Source organism: Microbacterium sp. JZ70 (assembly GCF_053903225.1).
Genome location: NZ_CP096405.1, coordinates 3586092 through 3602488 on the forward strand (window position 1 = coordinate 3586092; position 16397 = coordinate 3602488).

At 71.1% G+C, this 16397-nt stretch carries 19 protein-coding genes; 8 read left to right on the forward strand and 11 right to left on the reverse strand.

Features of this window, described 5'->3' with window-relative positions:
• Window positions 1-236: 236 nt before the first annotated feature.
• Complete coding sequence (locus M1D46_RS16500) at window positions 237-878, reverse strand: NAD(P)-dependent oxidoreductase (RefSeq protein WP_271174289.1); 642 nt, start codon at window positions 876-878, stop codon at window positions 237-239.
• A gap of 124 nt (window positions 879-1002) precedes the next feature.
• Between M1D46_RS16500 and M1D46_RS16505 the strand changes: the two genes are divergently transcribed.
• A complete protein-coding gene (locus tag M1D46_RS16505) occupies window positions 1003-1359 on the forward strand; it encodes a winged helix-turn-helix transcriptional regulator (protein WP_271174290.1) in 357 nt (118 codons plus the stop codon).
• A gap of 14 nt (window positions 1360-1373) precedes the next feature.
• On the opposite strand, the gene M1D46_RS16510 is transcribed toward M1D46_RS16505, so the two are convergent.
• Complete coding sequence (locus M1D46_RS16510; protein ID WP_456286131.1) at window positions 1374-2483, reverse strand: threonine synthase; 1110 nt, start codon at window positions 2481-2483, stop codon at window positions 1374-1376.
• A 47-nt stretch (window positions 2484-2530) separates the two neighbouring features.
• The gene (locus M1D46_RS16515; RefSeq protein WP_456286132.1) at window positions 2531-3823 is read right to left on the reverse strand and encodes a hypothetical protein; all 1293 of its coding nucleotides are present in this window, start codon (window positions 3821-3823) and stop codon (window positions 2531-2533) included.
• A gap of 267 nt (window positions 3824-4090) precedes the next feature.
• On the opposite strand from M1D46_RS16515, the gene M1D46_RS16520 reads away from it, so the two are divergent.
• Complete coding sequence (locus M1D46_RS16520) at window positions 4091-5635, forward strand: SDR family oxidoreductase (RefSeq protein ID WP_456286133.1); 1545 nt, start codon at window positions 4091-4093, stop codon at window positions 5633-5635.
• 99 nt (window positions 5636-5734) lie between these two features.
• Here M1D46_RS16520 and M1D46_RS16525 read toward each other — a convergent pair whose 3' ends face one another.
• The 3 genes from M1D46_RS16525 to soxR all read right to left on the reverse strand — a co-directional run bounded on the left by M1D46_RS16525 (window position 5735) and on the right by soxR (window position 7419).
• On the reverse strand, window positions 5735-6367 hold the full coding sequence (locus M1D46_RS16525; RefSeq protein WP_271174294.1) for a superoxide dismutase: 633 nt from the start codon (window positions 6365-6367) through the stop codon (window positions 5735-5737).
• 27 nt (window positions 6368-6394) lie between these two features.
• Window positions 6395-6889, reverse strand: a complete 495-nt coding sequence (locus tag M1D46_RS16530; protein WP_421076052.1) for a flavin reductase family protein — start codon at window positions 6887-6889, stop codon at window positions 6395-6397.
• Between the two features lie 62 nt (window positions 6890-6951).
• A complete protein-coding gene (gene soxR / locus M1D46_RS16535) occupies window positions 6952-7419 on the reverse strand; it encodes a redox-sensitive transcriptional activator SoxR (RefSeq protein ID WP_271174296.1) in 468 nt (155 codons plus the stop codon).
• Window positions 7420-7539: 120 nt separating this feature from the next.
• Here soxR and M1D46_RS16540 point away from each other — a divergent pair, with 120 nt between their 5' ends.
• A complete protein-coding gene (locus M1D46_RS16540; protein ID WP_456286134.1) occupies window positions 7540-8838 on the forward strand; it encodes an alpha-galactosidase in 1299 nt (432 codons plus the stop codon).
• 289 nt (window positions 8839-9127) lie between these two features.
• The gene (corA, locus tag M1D46_RS16545; protein WP_421076049.1) at window positions 9128-10144 is read left to right on the forward strand and encodes a magnesium/cobalt transporter CorA; all 1017 of its coding nucleotides are present in this window, start codon (window positions 9128-9130) and stop codon (window positions 10142-10144) included.
• 12 nt (window positions 10145-10156) lie between these two features.
• On the opposite strand, the gene M1D46_RS16550 is transcribed toward corA, so the two are convergent.
• From M1D46_RS16550 to M1D46_RS16570, 5 genes are all read right to left on the reverse strand, one after another.
• Window positions 10157-10540, reverse strand: coding sequence for a hypothetical protein (locus M1D46_RS16550; RefSeq protein ID WP_455970421.1), 384 nt, complete (start codon window positions 10538-10540; stop codon window positions 10157-10159).
• A gap of 86 nt (window positions 10541-10626) precedes the next feature.
• Complete coding sequence (locus tag M1D46_RS16555; protein ID WP_456286135.1) at window positions 10627-11124, reverse strand: hypothetical protein; 498 nt, start codon at window positions 11122-11124, stop codon at window positions 10627-10629.
• A gap of 59 nt (window positions 11125-11183) precedes the next feature.
• Window positions 11184-11615: a DUF1232 domain-containing protein gene (locus tag M1D46_RS16560; protein ID WP_456286136.1), complete on the reverse strand. Its 432-nt coding sequence runs from the start codon at window positions 11613-11615 to the stop codon at window positions 11184-11186.
• A 48-nt stretch (window positions 11616-11663) separates the two neighbouring features.
• Window positions 11664-12374 (reverse strand): tyrosine-protein phosphatase, encoded by a 711-nt coding sequence (locus M1D46_RS16565; RefSeq protein ID WP_456286137.1) that lies wholly within the window; start codon window positions 12372-12374, stop codon window positions 11664-11666.
• A gap of 44 nt (window positions 12375-12418) precedes the next feature.
• Window positions 12419-12763 carry an ArsR/SmtB family transcription factor gene (locus M1D46_RS16570; RefSeq protein ID WP_456286138.1) on the reverse strand — a complete coding sequence of 115 codons (345 nt, stop codon included), beginning with the start codon at window positions 12761-12763 and terminating at the stop codon, window positions 12419-12421.
• An 84-nt stretch (window positions 12764-12847) separates the two neighbouring features.
• Between M1D46_RS16570 and M1D46_RS16575 the strand changes: the two genes are divergently transcribed.
• The 4 genes from M1D46_RS16575 (at window position 12848) to M1D46_RS16590 (ending at window position 16143) form a co-directional block, all read left to right on the forward strand.
• On the forward strand, window positions 12848-14140 hold the full coding sequence (locus M1D46_RS16575) for an FAD-dependent oxidoreductase (RefSeq protein WP_456286139.1): 1293 nt from the start codon (window positions 12848-12850) through the stop codon (window positions 14138-14140).
• Between the two features lie 81 nt (window positions 14141-14221).
• Window positions 14222-14587, forward strand: a complete 366-nt coding sequence (locus M1D46_RS16580; protein WP_456286140.1) for an ArsR/SmtB family transcription factor — start codon at window positions 14222-14224, stop codon at window positions 14585-14587.
• Window positions 14584-15603, forward strand: coding sequence for a cation diffusion facilitator family transporter (locus tag M1D46_RS16585; RefSeq protein WP_456286141.1), 1020 nt, complete (start codon window positions 14584-14586; stop codon window positions 15601-15603). The genes M1D46_RS16580 and M1D46_RS16585 overlap by 4 nt, the downstream gene beginning before the upstream one ends.
• A gap of 66 nt (window positions 15604-15669) precedes the next feature.
• The gene (locus tag M1D46_RS16590) at window positions 15670-16143 is read left to right on the forward strand and encodes an HD domain-containing protein (RefSeq protein ID WP_456283899.1); all 474 of its coding nucleotides are present in this window, start codon (window positions 15670-15672) and stop codon (window positions 16141-16143) included.
• Window positions 16144-16397 lie beyond the last annotated feature (254 nt).

The following is a 16397-nucleotide window of genomic DNA, read 5'->3' on the forward strand; positions in this document are numbered from 1 at the left end:
GCCACCCCTTCGAGTCGACGCACGAGTGCGTCTCTTCTTCGAGGTGGTTTCTGTCGCAGACCTGGGGCGGGGAACCTTCCGGCTCAACCTCACCGCTTGGCGGCGACAAGGGAATACATTACGCGGATCGGTGGGGTCGGGCAAACCGAGGTCAGCGTCGGGCGTGTCGCGCTCCTGCGCCGAGGCGGGGCGGCCGCCATCGCGACCGCCCCGCCTCTCCCCAGCGCCCCCAGCTGTCAGTAGGCGACCGTGAAGCGCTTGCGGTGGTGCTTCGGCGCCTCGATCTCATCCACGATCGCGAGCGCGAGGTCGGCCCCAGAGATGAACGACTCCCCGTCCTCATCCACGAGAAGCACGTCGCCGCCGAGACGGTACGTGCCCTTCGCCTCGCCGGGGTTGAATGCGCCGAACCCGCCCGCGGGGCTGATGAAGAACCAGTCCAGGTCCTCGGGCGAGGCCTTGAGCGCCTCCAGGACATCCGTCATCTCAAGGGCCTCTGCCTTGAACGCCTCCGGGAATCCGCTGTCCAGCACGCGAGGCCCGCCCTCCGAAACGTGCAGCGACCCTGCGCCGCCGATCACGCCGATCCGCGTGCCGGCCGCGCGCGCGGCCTCGGCCAGCTGGGCGATGGCAGGCGCGACCGCGCCCTCCATGTCGCCCCGCGGGGCGACGGCGCTGATCACCACGTCGGCATCCGCGACGGCCTGCTTCACCGTGTCGGCATCGGCGATCGACCCCGTCCGGTACTCGACGCCCTCGATCGTCGTCGCGGGAACCGACCGGCTGTACGAGATCACCTCGTGTCCGCGCCCCACGGCGTTCTCGACGATGTGCCCTCCGGCGAAGCCGGTTCCTCCGAAGACGGCGATACGTGTCATCTGGATGTCCTCCTGTAGTCGGTCCGCGGCGATCACCGCGCAATAGTCACTCTAGGAGAGCCTGTTACTGTGGGGAAGCAGGCACTTTCCCGTGCCCTGGTCACCGCGACGTAAGTGAGGCGTGATGGACGCGTGGAACCCCTACGCGAAGGACTGCCCCAGCCGGCAGCTGCTCGACCGCATCGGCGACCGATGGACCGCGCTCGTCCTCGGCACGCTCGAGGACGGGCCGCTCCGCTTCTCTGAGGTCGCCCGCCGCATCGAGGGCATCTCGCAGAAGATGCTCACCCAGACCCTCCGCGCACTGGAGCGCGACGGACTCGTGACGCGGACCGTGTACGCCGAGGTGCCGCCGCGCGTCGTCTACGAGCTGTCCGACCTCGGACGCAGCCTGCGCGAGCCGCTGCGCGCGCTGGAGACCTGGGCGACGACGCACATGCCCGACGTGCTCGAGGCGCGCCAGCAGGCCGACGCCGCCTGACGCCACCGGACGCCTCAGGACAGCAGCGACCGGATCGTCTCGGCCGCCTTGAGCCCCGAGCCGCTGAGCATGACGACCGTCGTCTCGCTGTCACCGATCACCCCGCGCGCGACGAGCTCGTCGAAGGCGGCCGCGGCGAGCGCGCTGGTCGGCTCGGCGAACAGCCCGCGATCGCACAGCGCGCGCAGGGCGGCGACGATGCCCTCCTCCGAGATCGCGAGAGCCGCGCCCTCCGTCTCGCGGAGCGCCTGCAGCATCTGGTCGAGGCGGAGAGGCGATCGGATGGCCGTGCCCTCGGCGATCGTCGGCGCATGCGCGTGCCGCTCTCCCGAGAGCGCGGCGACGACCGGAGAGCATCCCATGGGCTGCGCGGCGAAGAGCCGCGGCATCCGCTCGATCTGACCGGCGGAATGCAGCTCGCGGAAGCCGAGCCAGCACCCGAGCAGGCTGCTCCCGGCACCGACCGGCACGATGACGTTGTCGGGCGCGCGGAACCCGAGATCCTCCCAGAGCTCGTAGGCGAGCGTCTTCGTCCCCTCGAGGAAGAGGGCCTGCCAGTTGTGGCTCGCGTAGAACGTCTCGTCGGATCCGCGGATCGCCGCTTCCTGAGAAGCCTCCCGCGGCCCGTCGACGAGCTCGACCTCGGCACCGTATGCGCGCACCTGCGCGATCTTCGCGGGAGAGGTCGAGGCCGGCGCGAAGATGCGCACCCCCATCCCACCGGCCGCGCCGTACCCCGCGATCGACGATCCGCCGTTCCCGGAGCTGTCCTCGAGCACGGCCTCGACTCCGCGCTCGCGCAGGTACGACAGCATGACGCTCGATCCGCGGTCCTTGAAGCTCCCCGTCGGGCTGAACCACTCGAGCTTGAAGAGCGGACGATGGCGCCCCCACTCCCGCTCCACGAGCGGCGTGCAGCCCTCGCCGAGCGTGATCGGATGCGCGATGTCGACGGGGAGCGCGGCGTGATACCGCCAGAGCGAGCGCTCGCGCGTCTCGATCTCGTCGCGGGCGATCCCGCGCTGCGCACTCACCATGAGGGGCCGACCCGCGTCGGAGCGCCAGCGCGGCGTGTCCAGCCCAAAGGTGCGGCCATCGACAGGATCCACGTACACGGCGACCATGTCATCCCCTCTCGGACGCTCGGACGAGCAGACTATCGAGCGGGGAGTCAGATGCTGTCGCGGTACTCTTCGATCGGCGCACCCGGCGTGCCATCCGAGTACGCGACGCGGATCAGCGGATTGCTCAGCTTGAGGTCGACGAGCGACCTGCCCAGCGTGATCGACGCGGCACCGGAGCCGCCGAACGTGACCGAGCCCGCGGCGGACCCGCCGTAGGTGACGGTCGCCGTCGAACCGGGCTCGCCGACCACCGAGAGCGTGTAGCTTCCGAGCACCTTGATTCCCAAGAGGCTGAGCGTGTAGTTCTCGCTCAGCCCGGCGAACCGGAGGGGATCGGGTGCCGGGGCCGGCGGTTCGCTCGTGGGCGGCGGAGAGGGCTCACTCGTGGGAGGAAGACTCGGGCTCGGCGGCTGTGAGGGCCCGCTCGTGGGCGGCGTCGAAGGCTCCTCGGTCGGCTCTGTCGGCTCGGATGGCGACGGCTCAGCGGGCTCGGACGGCTCGCGGGTCGGCGAGGGCTCAGACGGCTCGGACGGCTCGCGTGTGGGCGCAGGCTCCGAGGGCTCCCGGGTGGGCGAGGGCTCGGAGGGCTCGCGTGTCGGAGACGGGTCCGATGGCTCGCGTGTCGGAGACGGGTCCGAGGGCTCCCGGGTCGGAGACGGCTCGGATGGCTCGGACGGCTCCCGCGTCGGCGAGGGGTCGGATGGATCGCTCGGCTCGCGCGACGGCTGCGGCTTCGTCGTCGGAGACGGGTCGTCGAGATCGAAATCGAAGTCGGGCCACCACGGGAAGGGGCTCGGGCTCGAGTCCTGGTCCTCGTCCCCGTGGTCGTCCTGGCCCTCGCGGTCGTCGCCGTCGCGCTCGTCCTGGGGGTCATCGCCGCCGCCGTTGTCGTCGCCTCCGCCGCCGGAGCGATCGTCGGGCGCATCCGAGCGCAGGTCGTCAGGAAGCGTCGACGGCAGGATCCCGAGCGGCTCGAGGTCATCGGCGGGCGGCTCGACCACCTCGACGGCGAGTCCGCCCTCGCCGTCCGCCTCGGGGGTGCCCGCGTAGGTCCCCTGCTGTGCCTCAGCGAAGGTGAAGCCCGACCCGAGGAGCGTCCCGCCGCCGCCTCCCGGAGTGAACGCGGTCGCCACGGCGGCGATCACCGCAGCCGCCGTGCCTGCGGCGACGAGCTGACCCGCGCGGAACGACGATCCGTTCGCGGCGACCTCGGTGCGCACGGGCGTGACCGGCGCCGCGAACGGCAGAGCCGCGATGCCCGAGGCACCGCCGCGGCGCGGAGAGGACCCGTACGACGGCAGGATGAGCGGCGTCACGGGGGCCGTGTCGACGCGGCGCACGGGCACCGCTTCCGGGAGGCCCTCCCGACGACTCCGACGCGCGCCGCCATGCGAAGACGCGGCCACGGCGTCGTCTCCGCCAGCGGTCATAGCTGCTCTCCGTGCCATCCGGTCGCGAACCCGCAGTCAGGGCCACGTCTTCCCCCGTGCCAGCCGGCACAGAACACCGGTATTCTAACCAGCCGTCATCTCGGCGCAAGGAATCGCGCCGTCGCGCCGGCTGTCAAGCGCTGGGCGGCGGCGAGCGGGGCCTCCTAGCCTGAGCGGATGATCGACCTCACGGCGCCCACGGGACACGAACCGGCATTGCGCGCGCTTCCGCGAGCTGACGGCACACCACCCCGCGCGCTCGTGCTCGGGGCGACGGGCTATGTCGGCGGCAGACTGACGCCGCGGCTCGTCGCAGCCGGATACCGCGTGCGCGTGCTCGTGAGAGACGCCGCTCGTGCACGATCGCTGCCGTGGGGCGACGAGGTGGAGATCGTCGAGGGCTCCGCTGCCGAGGCGAGCGCGGTCGCGCGTGCATGCGACGACGCCGATGTGCTGTTCTACCTCGTCCACTCCATGGGAGCCGGCCGGGGATTCGAGCGCGCAGACGAGCTCGCGGCGCAGACCGTCGGGAAGGCGGCGGCCACGGCCGGTGTCCGTCGCCTCGTCTATCTCGGCGGGCTGCATCCCGCCGATGCCGAGCTCTCACCGCACCTCCGCTCGCGCGTCGCCGTCGGCGAGATCCTCCTCAACTCGGGGGTGCCGACTCTGGTGCTGCAGGCGGGCGTCGTGATCGGCTCCGGCTCGGCATCATTCGAGATGATCCGCCATCTCACCGAGGTCCTCCCGTACATGCCCGCGCCGCGCTGGGTGCGGAACCGCATCCAGCCGATCGCGATCCGCGATGTGCTCCACTATCTGCTCGGAGCCGCACGGGCTCCCAGCGGGATCAGCCGTGCGATCGACATCGGCGGTCCTGACGTGCTCCGATACGGGCAGATGATGAACGGCTACGCGATCGAGGCGGGGCTGCGCCAGCGCGCCATCGCGGCGCTGCCCGTGCTCACGCCGACCCTCGCGTCTCACTGGGTGAACCTGGTCACTCCGGTGCCGCGTGCGATCGCGCGCCCGCTCATCGCGTCGCTTCAGAACGAGTGCATCGTGAAGGACGGCGTGCCCGACGACCTCATCCCGCCTCCCGCAGGCGGGCTGACGCCGTATCGCGAGGCGGTGCGGCTCGCGCTCGGCCGCCTCGACGCGGACCGTGTCGAGACGAGCTGGCAGGACGCCGAGGTCTCCGGCGCACCGAGCGACCCGCTGCCGAGCGACCCCGAATGGGCCGGCCGCACCGTCTTCACCGATGAGCGCGAACGCTGCACGCGCGCCTCGGCCGAGGACGTCTGGGAGATCGTGCTCGGCATCGGGGGCGAGAACGGCTGGTACTCCTCACCCGTCCTCTGGGCGGCGCGGGGCTGGATGGACCGGGCTGCGGGCGGGGTCGGACTGCGCCGCGGGCGGCGCTCCCGCAGCGCGGCTCGCGTCGGCGACGCGATCGACTTCTGGCGTGTCGAAGCGATCGAGGACGGCCGTCTCCTGCGGCTGCGGGCGGAGATGAAGGTCCCGGGTGCCGCGTGGCTCGAGCTGGGGGTCGAGCCGGACGGCGCCGGCGCCCGGTACCGGCAGCGAGCGGTGTTCTTCCCGCGCGGTCTCGCCGGACGCCTCTACTGGCTTGCCGTCCTGCCCTTCCACGGATTCATCTTCGCGGGGATGGCCGAGCGCATCACGGCGGCTGCGGAGGCGCTCGGCGGCCTCAGCGCCCGATGACACTCGCGACGGCGCCGACCGCGACGGGCACGGCGAGCAGCGCCAGAAGCGCTGCCCGCCGCAGCCGTGTCGCGAGTCGCGCGCCGTCTGCGCGAGGGCTCAGCTCGCCGCCGGGACGATGAGGCCCGACGTCGCCGTGCGCGCGGCCTCGAAGCGGCGCTGCACGTCGGCCCAGTTGACGACCTCCCAGAACGCCTTCACGTAGTCCGCGCGCACGTTCTGGTAGTCGAGGTAGTACGCGTGCTCCCACACGTCGAGCTGGAGAAGCGGCGTGACGCCGAGGGGCGCGTTGCCCTGCTGGTCGAACAGCTGGAAGATCACGGGACGCGCGCCGACCGAGTCCCACGCGAGCACCGACCATCCCGAGCCCTGCACGCCGAGCGCCGTCGCGGTGAAGTGCGCGCGGAAGCCGTCGATCGAGCCGAACGCGTCCTCGAGCGCGGCCGCGAGCTCGCCCTCGGGCGCTCCGCCGCCATCCGGCGACATGTTCTGCCAGAACACGCTGTGGTTGATGTGACCGCCGAGGTTGAACGCGAGGTCCTTCTCGAGCTTGTTCACGTTGGCGAGGCTGTTCGTCTCGCGCGCCTCGGCGAGCTGCTCGAGCGCCGTGTTCGCGCCCGTGACGTAGGCCTGGTGGTGCTTCGAGTGGTGCAGCTCCATGATGCGCGCCGAGATGTGCGGCGCGAGCGCGGAGTAGTCGTAGGGAAGATCGGGCAGTGCGTATGCGGGCATCGTTTCCTTCTCTCTGGGTGGATGCGGTCAGCCGACCGCGGTGGGGTTGAGGACGTGGAAGGCGCGATCGAAGTAGACGACCGGCTCGCCGGCCTCCCCTTCGATCACGTCGAGGACTTCAGCGAGGACCAGGGAGGACGCGCCCACGGGAGTCACCTGCAGAGGCCGGCAGCGCAGCGCGAAGCGCGCCGACGGGAGGTAGGGCTCGCCCGTCTCGAGCGTCGACCACCCCTGCTCGGGAGTGAAGCGGTCGGCGCCCGTGACCGCGAAGGCCTGCGCGGTCTCAACGTGGCGCGCGGTGACGAGGTTCACGACGAACGACTCGGCGCGGAGGATGCCGCCGGCGCTCCCCCGCGACCGGGTCACGGAGAACGCGAGGGCGAGCGGGTCCAGTCCGACCGACGCGACGCTCGAGGCCGTGAGCCCCACGGGCCCCTCCGCTGTGCGAGCCGACACCACCGCGATCCCCGCCGGATGCAGACGGAACGCGGTCTTGAAGGCATCGACGGATGGGCTGTGCATGCTTCGACGGTAGAACCTCAGGTGCACTTGAGGTCAAATCGGCGGCCGATCGCGGCAGACCCTCAGGAAGCGTCGTCGACGTCGAGTCGCCGCGCGCCTGCGCCCTCCTGGCCCAGCTCGTCGTCGGGGTTGAGCAGGCGACATGCGTTCATCGAGAGGCAGCCGCAGCCGATGCAGCCGGTCAGCTCATGCTCGAGACGCTCGATCGCCTGCCGTCGTCGTTCGAGCACCCGCTTCCACTCGCGCGAGGCCCGCTGCCAGTCCTCCTGCGTGGGCCGTCGGTCGAGCGGCACGTCGGCAAGCGCTCGGCGGACGTCGGCGAGCGGGATGCCCAGCCGCTTCGCCACCGCGATCAGCGTGATGCGGCGGATCATGTGCCGGCGGAACCGGCGCTGGTTTCCCGACGTGCGCGAGGCCGCGATGAGTCCGAGCTGCTCGTAGTAGTGCAGCGCTGACACGGCGACTCCGGTTCGCGCGCTCACCTCGCCGACCGTGAGCAGTTGCTCGGGATCGCGTTCGACCTCCGCCATCCGTCCAGGGTAGAGCGCGCTCGCGCCATCCGATCGCCGGTCTCCTCCAACGTGAGAATTCCGGTAGCGTCGTCCGCGGCACCGCGTCGTGCCCTCCCGCGAACCCGATGAAGGGACACCATGCCGCTCGCGCGCACCACCCCGCCCATGGGCTGGAACAGCTGGGACTGCTTCGGCACCACCGTCACCGAGGCGGAGGTCCTCGCGAATGCCGAGTTCATGGCGAAGCACCTCCTCCCCTACGGGTGGGACACGGTGGTCGTCGACATCGACTGGTCCGATCCGACCGCGCGCTCGCACGGGTACAACGACGACGCGCCGCTCGCGATGGACGAGCACGGCAGGCTCATCCCCGACCCGGGGCGCTTCCCGAGTTCGGCCGGCGGCGCGGGCTTCGGGCCACTGGCCGAGCGCATCCACGCGCTCGGCCTCCGCTTCGGCATCCACACGATGCGGGGCATCCCGCGGCGCGCGGTCGCCGCCGACGCGCCGATCCTGGGCACCGACGCGCGCGCGTCGGAGGTCGCCGACCCCGCGAACGCCTGCGAGTGGAACCCCGACATGGTCGGGCTCGACCATGATCACCCCGCGGCGCAGGCATACTACGACTCCACGCTCGATCTCTACGCGTCGTGGGGCGTCGACTTCATCAAGGCCGACGACATGCTGTGGCCGTACCAGGCGGCCGACATCGAGGCCTACGCGCGCGCCATCGCGCGCACCGGCCGCCCGATCGAGCTGAGCCTCTCGCCGGGCCGCGACCTCTCCCTCACGCGCCTCGATCACCTCCGCGAGCACGCGACGATGTGGCGGATCTGCGACGACCTGTGGGACGACTGGCACGACGTCGAGGCGAACTTCGCCCGTTTCGCGCGCTGGGCGCCGCACGCGTCGGCGAGCGGATGGCCGGACGGCGACATGCTGCCGCTCGGCCGGATCGGCATCCGGGCCGAGCGCGGCGAGCCGCGTCACGACCGCCTGACCCCCGCCGAGCGGGTCTCGCTCATGACGCTGTGGCTCGTGGCCCGGTCGCCCCTCATGATCGGCGGAGACCTTCCGACGAGCGACCCTGCCACGATCGCGCTCTTCACGAACGCCGATGCGCTCGCGCTGCTGCGCGCCGAGGCGAGTCGCGAGGTGTTCCGCGAGAACGGCCTCGTGCTGTGGACGGCCGACGGCACCGACGGCGAGCGCTACGTCGCCGCGTTCAACCTCCACGACGAGGCGCGCGACATCGCCCTCGACGCGCAGAACGTCGGTCTCCTCGCCCAGCTCCACGGAGAGCTGCGCGAGCTGTGGACGGGTGCCGAGATCGCGACCGATCATGCCGCCGTGCGCGGCGTCGCTCACGGCAGCACGGCCATCCGCCTCTCCCTCGCACCGCACGGAGCCGCACTCCTCCGCTACGTCGCGCGCTGAGAGGTAGGGGCTTCCCCCGGCGGAGCGCCCCCGGATTTTGACGCCTCGGCAGCCGCGACGTATCATTCCCCGGGCTCTCCATGCCCGTTCCCCGATCCGAAGGCAGGTGATGCGCGATGTCCAGTGATAGTCGCCGCGCCGCCGATTCGCCTTCGTCGATCAGCGTCACTCCTCGCTGACGTCTTCGCCCATCGGCGGCGCCTGCCGCGTGCTCGAGCGCGCGGCCTCTCTGCACGTGCGGAGCCCTGCTCGCGCGTGCCTCGAAGTGAGCAGAAAGAGGTGAATGATGATGGCATTGATCGACAACGCGGTGTACGTGGACGGACACCGCACGGCCGACCCGGCCGACCTGACCGCGACCCGCGAGACCATGCGCGATCGCGACGGCATGGCGTGGATCGGGCTCTATCGCCCGACGGCGGAGGAGATCCGCGCCATCGCCGCCGAGTTCTCGCTCCACCCGCTCGCCGTCGAGGATGCGCTCAAGGGGCACCAGCGTGCCAAGCTCGAGCGCTACGGCGACACGCTCTTCGTCGTGCTCCGGCCGGCGCGCTACCGCGATGACGAAGAGCAGGTCGAGTTCGGCGAGCTCCACCTGTTCGTCGGGCCCGACTTCGTCGTCACGATCCGCCATGCCGAGGCGCCCGATCTCGCGAGCGTCCGCCGTCGGCTCGAGGCCTCGCCTCAGCTCCTCGCGATGGGGCCCGAGGCGGTGCTGTACGCCGTGCTCGACGAGGTCGTCGACAAGTACGCGCCCGTGGTCGCCGGCCTGGAGAACGACATCGACGAGATCGAGGACGAGCTCTTCTCGGGTGCCGACTCGGCTTCCCGTCGCATCTACGAGCTGGCCCGCGAGGTCATCGGCTTCCAGCGGGCGACGCAGCCGCTCGTCGCCATGCTCGAAGCTCTCCTGCGCGGCTCCGACAAGTACCGTGTCGACCTCGAGCTGCAGCGGTACCTGCGCGATGTGCTCGATCACGCCCTGCGCATCGCCGACCGCACGGGTGCCTTCCGGTCGATCCTCGAGAACGCGCTGACGGTCGACGCGACGCTCGCCGCTCAGCGTCAGAACGACGAGATGCGCCGGATGACGGAGTTCAATCTCGCGCAGAACGAGGAGATCAAGAAGATCTCGTCGTGGGCGGCCATCCTGTTCGCGCCGACGCTCGTCGGCACTGTGTACGGCATGAACTTCGAGCACATGCCGGAGCTGGACTGGACCTACGGCTATCCGCTCTCACTCGCCCTCATGGTCGGGCTCGGCTTCGCACTCTGGGGCGTGTTCAAGCGCAAGCGGTGGCTCTAGCGACCGCGCCCGTCACTCCGACGGGCGCGCCTCCTGCAGCCACTCGGTGCACGGCTTGAGGTAGAGCACGGCGACCGCGGCCACCCCGAGAAGACCCGTCGGCCCCTGGCCGGTGAAGATCCCGAGCAGCATGTTGCCGATCACGATGACCGTCAGCACGGTGCGCGCCCACATGCGCCCGAACCACACGAGGATCGCCAGCACGAGGTCGACGACGACGACGGCTGCGGCGATGAGGAAGAGCGCGGCGCCCTCCTCATCGCCGTGGTCGGATGCATCGACGAAGCCGAGGATGCCGAAGGTGAGCCCCAGGAGGCACGTGAAGACCATGAGCCCGACTCCGATGTGGAGGGCTGTCGGTCGAGGAGGGTGCGTCGCCGCTCGAGGTGCGCTCATGGCGCACAAGCTAGCGTCGCCGTCGGAACGGCGGAAGGCGGCGCGACGGTGCCCGGGTCTGCTCCCCGCGGAGCCGACGCGCACGCTCACTGCGCCGGCAGGCATCCTCCGTCGGCGATGCCCCCGCCGACGTCGATCGTGACGGCCTCCGGCGCGACCGCGCCGAACACGCATCCGCCCGTGGCAGCGACAGCGCCGAACAGCACGTGCCCGGCGCCCTCGCGGGTCTGCACACTGGACAGGCCCTCCGCCTCGAGCAGATCGACGACCGCGTCCGCGGTCACCGGCTCGCCGCTCGTGCGGAGGGCCTCGAGGTCATCGGCGGCGGCCTCGGCGATGTCGCGCGCCGCCTCCTCGACCGCCGGGTCGAGCTCGCCCCGTTGGCGGTAGGCGTCGTTCTGCGCCATCGAGTGCTCGGGGTCGTAGCCGGCGCACTCGGGAGGCAGTTCGACACCCGGCTGCTCGGGGCACGCGGCGGTCGGTGTCGGCGAGGCGGATGGCGCGCGGCCGGCGGCCGTCGGGGCCGCGCACCCCGTCAGCAGGAGGAGGGCAGCCGAGGCGACGACCAGCGTGCGCGTTCTCATCCCGGCAGGCTACGTCGAGCGTCGGGTCGAGCGCTGTCGGCTCTTCGGCGGACAGGGGCTCAGCGGCGAGACCGCATCCCGAGGAGCGCGAGAAGACTGCCGAGCCCATCCTCGCTGCCCGGCCAGTGGCGCTCGATCGGCTCGCGCCCCGCCGTGCGGATGGCGTGCCGCAGCACGAGCACGACCACGATCACGTCGTCCGCGTAGCCGAGAACCGGGATCACGTCGGGCACGAGATCGATCGGGAGGAGCAGGTATCCGAGGAGGCCCAGGAGCCACCATCGCGTCGATCGAGGCACCGTGCGATCCACCGCCAGTCGCCGGATGAGCCGGATCACGTCGGGAACGAGTCGGACCGCCTCCCGCCAGTCCACGTCTCGCCCCGCCCGCTTCGCCTGGACCCACAGGATGGCGATGAGCCCGAGCCACAGGACGAGGAGCGCGCCGAGCACCGCGAGGAGGATGTCGAGCCAGTCCGGCAGCGGCGTCATGGATTCTGCTCCCGGACGGTCACTCGCACGTCCACCACGGTGCCCACGCTAGCGGGCGCCGTCGGGGTCGACGAGAAGTGAACGCAATCGCTCGCGGTACGCGTCATCGAGGCCGATCACATGGAACGCGCGGCTGACGTCCGCTGCGACCTCACGCACGATCACCGACACCTCCTCGATCCACGCCTCGCGCTCCTCTGGGCTCCAGCGCGACTGCCGGTCTCCCGTGGGCGAATGGTGCGCCGCCGCTGCCATCGCTCTGACCGACTCTGCGTAGTCCTCTGCCACGGCGTCGGGCAGGACCCCGGCGTTGCCGAGGAGCAGCGCGGAGAGCATGCCCGTGCGGTCACGCCCTGCGCCGCAGTGGACGAGCACTCCCGCTCCTGCGTCAGCGACGGCGACGAGCGCTGCCCGCACCAGGCCCGGGAGAAGACGCCAGTTGTGAGCCCAGTACTCGGGCGAGTCGAGCAGCGGGAAGCAGACCCGCCGGAACTCGGGATCCTCTTGGTCCTCGGTCGGCGCCTGGACGATGCGCAGGTCCGCAAGTGCATCCTCCGACACGATGGGGTCGTCGGGTCGACGGCCGACCTCATGGGCGCAACGCAGGTCGACCACCGCTCGCAGCCCCCATTCGCGGGCTGCGAGCCACCCGTCCGCGGTCAGGCGCTCACGGCGGGGGCCACGCGCAACGCGCCCCCGCAGGGTCTGGCCCGTCGGCGAGAGCGGCGTCGGCAGTCCGCCGAGATCGCGGATGTTCACACTGCCGCCCCAATCGAGCTCGCGGACATGTGCGACTCCGCCGATCATGCGGTGCGGAGGGCCGCGGCGGCCTGGTCGAGGGCACCCTTGTCGATCGCGTAGTAGGCCCACTTCCCCCGCTGATCGCGCGTCACGAGGCCCGCTTCCGCAAGGAGCTTCATGTGGTGCGACACCGTTCCCTGGGAGAGCCCGACCGGTTCCGTGAGATCGCAGATGCACGCCTCAGCGCCATCCGCCGACGCGATCAGCGACAGCAGCCTCACACGCGTCGGGTCGCCGAGCGCCTTGAAGACGCGCGCGACTCGCTCTGCCTCCTCGGTGCTCATGATCGACGTGATCGGCGGCACACAGCACGTGCCCGTTCCGTCGATCACCGCAGGAAGACTCATGCTCCCCAGTGTCGCACGCATTGACATCTTTCGATAGGTCGGGCACGCTCGACACATTGACATCTTTCAATCTGAGGAGATCCGATGTCGCAGCTTCCCGTCGTCATCATCGGAGCGGGGCCGCAGGGTCTGGCCACCGCCGCGCACCTCACCGAGCGCGGACGGGACGCCATCGTGCTCGAGAGAGGCCGCGCCGCGGGCGCCGCCGTGTCGGAATGGGGCCACGTGCGGCTGTTCTCGGCCTGGCCGGAGCTCATCGACGCCGCGGCCCGCCGCCTTCTGACTCCGACCGGATGGACCGCACCGACGACCGGGTACCCCACCGGCGCAGAATGGGTCGACCGCTACCTCCTCCCCCTCGCCGCCGCCCTCGGCGAGCGCGTGCGCACGGGGGTCGAGGTGACCGGCGTGAGTCGCGTCGGACGCGACCGCGTGGTCGACGCCGGGCGCGACGAGCAGGCGTTCACCGTTCACACGAGGGACGCGGATGGTCGTGAGGCGCGGATCCTCGCCGGCTCGGTGATCGACGCGAGCGGCACCTGGAGCCACCCCAATCCCGCAGGTGCCGACGGGCTTCCCGCCATCGGAGAGACCTCGGCAGCAGGCGCGATCTCGTATCGCATCCCCGACGACGTCTCCGCGTTCGCGGGGCGCCGGGTCGCGGTCGTCGGCGCCGGGCACTCGGCAGCGCATGCCGTGCTCCGGCTGGCCGAACTCGCCCGGAAGACCCCCGGCACGGTCGTCACCTGGGCGCTGCGTCGGGGTGCGGCGGTCTTCGGATCCGGCGACGCCGACGGGCTGCCCGAGCGCGCCGCGCTCGGAGGCCGCGCGCGCCGCGCCGTAGAAGAGGGCCTGGTCGAGGTCGTCGCAGGGTTTCGCGTCGCGGAGGTGCGGGCTCACGCGGATGGCGTCGACCTCGTCTCCGAGGACGGACGAGAGCTCGCGGGGCTCGGCCACGTGTTCGCGCTCACCGGCTTCCGGCCGGACACGTCTCTGCTGTCCGAGCTGCGCGTCGCCCTCGACCCGACCCTCGAGGCCGTCGCGGGGATCGCCTCGGAGATCGACCCGAACATCCACTCGTGCGGCACGGTCGCCGCGACCGGGGCGCGCGAGCTCGTTCAGCCCGAACGCGGTCTCTTCATCGTGGGAGCGAAGAGCTACGGCCGCGCGCCCACGTTCCTCGCGCTGACCGGCTACGAGCAGGTGCGCAGCGTCGCAGCCCACCTCGCCGGCGATCACGAGGCGGCCGCGCGGAGCGAACTCGCTCTTCCCGAGACGGGAGTCTGCGGAGGCGCGGCCGCATTCGACGAAGCCGGAGGAAGCTGCTGCGCGTCCCCGGTCCTGCAGATCGGATCGCAGCCGGCCCCCGTGGGGTAGATGCGCACGGCGCCATGGTGCCGCGCCGGACCGCGCCGGACCAGCCCCGGCCGGCGCCCGCGCATCTGCCATAATCTGCGTATGGATGCAGATAAGCGGATATGCGGAATGGATCTCGACAGCCCGTACGTCGAGCTCGCCGTCGAGGTCTTCCGCCTCCTCGCCGATCCGACGCGCGTCCGCATCGTCCTCGCGCTCCGGAGGAACGGCGAGCTCTCGGTCAACCGCATCGCCGAGGCCGTCGGCAAGTCGCCGGCGGCCGCGTCGCAGCACCTCGCGAAGCTCCGGATGGCGCGGATCGTCGCGACGCGGCACGAGGGCCAGCGCGTGCACTACCGCCTCGAGAACGAGCACGCGTCACAGCTCGTCGCGGACGCGATCTTCCAGGCAGAGCACTCGCTCAGCGACCATCCCCGCCACCATCACATCGAGAGGGCCGGCGCGTGACCGCGCACAGCCATCCGCATCACGACCACGCTCACGCGCCTCACGACCGCGAGCATCACGACCACGACCACGACCACCCGTCGGGGCTGCGCGGTCTTCTGCACGGGATCCTGGTGCCCCACTCCCACGACCCCGCCGACGCGATCGACGACGCGATGCGCGCCCACACCGAGGGCGTCCGCGCGCTGAAGATCAGCCTGGCGATCATGCTCGCGACGGCGCTGACACAGGCGGCCGTCGTCGCGCTGTCGGGCTCGGTGGCGCTGCTGGCCGACACCGTCCACAACTTCTCCGACGCGCTCACCGCCGTGCCCCTGTGGATCGCGTTCGCGCTCTCGCGACGCGTCGCCACCCGCCGCTACCCCTACGGCCTCAGCCGAGCCGAGGATCTCGCAGGGCTGTTCATCGTGCTCATGATCGCCCTCTCGGCCGTCGTCGCTGTGAGCGAGTCCATCCAGCGGCTGTTCGATCCGCGATCGGTGTCCAACCTCGAGTGGGTCATCGCAGCCGGCGTCGTCGGCTTCGCCGGCAATGAGATCGTCGCGATCTACCGCATCCGCATCGGGCGCAGGATCGGGTCCGCCGCGCTGGTCGCCGACGGAGTGCACGCGCGAGCCGACGGCTTCACGTCGCTCGCCGTCGTGGTCGGAGGGATCGGAGTCCTGCTGGGGTTCCCGATCGCCGACGCGATCGTCGGCCTGCTCATCTCGATCATGATCGGCATCCTGCTCATCGGAACGGTGCGATCCGTCGGCCTCCGCCTGCTCGACGGAATCGAGCCCGAGCTCGTCGACCGGGCCGAGCACGTCCTTGCGCACACAGCGCGGGTGGATGCGGTCGAGCGCGTGCGGCTGCGGTGGGTCGGGCACCGCCTGCGCGGGGACGCCATCGTCTCCACGCGCGCGACCACGCTGATCGACGCCGACCGTCTCGCGATCGAGGCCGAGCACGCGGTGAAGCAGGCGATGCCGAACGTCGACGAGATGACCGTCCGCGTCCGCTCTGCGCGCACCTGACGCGGACCAGGCCGCCCTCGCCCACGCCGGGATGCGGTCCATCGGTCAACGATGGAAGATGGACGCGTGAGTGGATGGATCGCTCGACGCGCGGAGAGATTCGCGCGCGCGGCGCACGCGGACCAGGTCGACCTCCTCGGGAACCCGTACGTCGACCATCCCGCACGCGTCGCCGCACGAGCCGAGGGCGACCACGTGCTCGCGGCGATCGGATGGCTGCACGACGTGCTCGAGAAGACCGACACCTCCATCGAGGACCTGCGCGCGGAGTTCCCGGCGCACGTCGTCGAGGCTGTCGACGCCCTCTCGATCCGCGACGACGAGCCCGTCGAGGCCTACTACGGCCGCGTGCGCGCCAATCCGCTCGCGCGCGCCGTGAAGGAGCACGACCTCGCCGACAACATGCGCCCGGAACGGCTTGCGGCACTCGACGCGGCCACGCGCGAGGTGCTGTTCGCGAAGTACGAGCGGGGGCGGGCGCTGCTCGGGCTCGGCGCTCCCGCACGCGAGGAGCAGCCGTCGACTCCGCTCGCATCCTGAGCCCAGACCTCCGCCGAAGGACCGGTCCCGCACCAGGTCGAGGCGCTGCCTGACTGATCGCTATGCGTCGGTGAAGAAATCACAGGAAGATAACGCCGAGGGTTGCTCCCGTTACCTCCCCGTTATAGAGTCATCGCACGGCAGCTGTTTTGCTGTGGCAGCTGCCGACATGTGATTGCAGGACACTCTTGGTGCAAGGGACAAGGGCCGGGCGGCTTCCTCTCCGCCCGGCCCTTACTTGTGCCGGCTGAGCC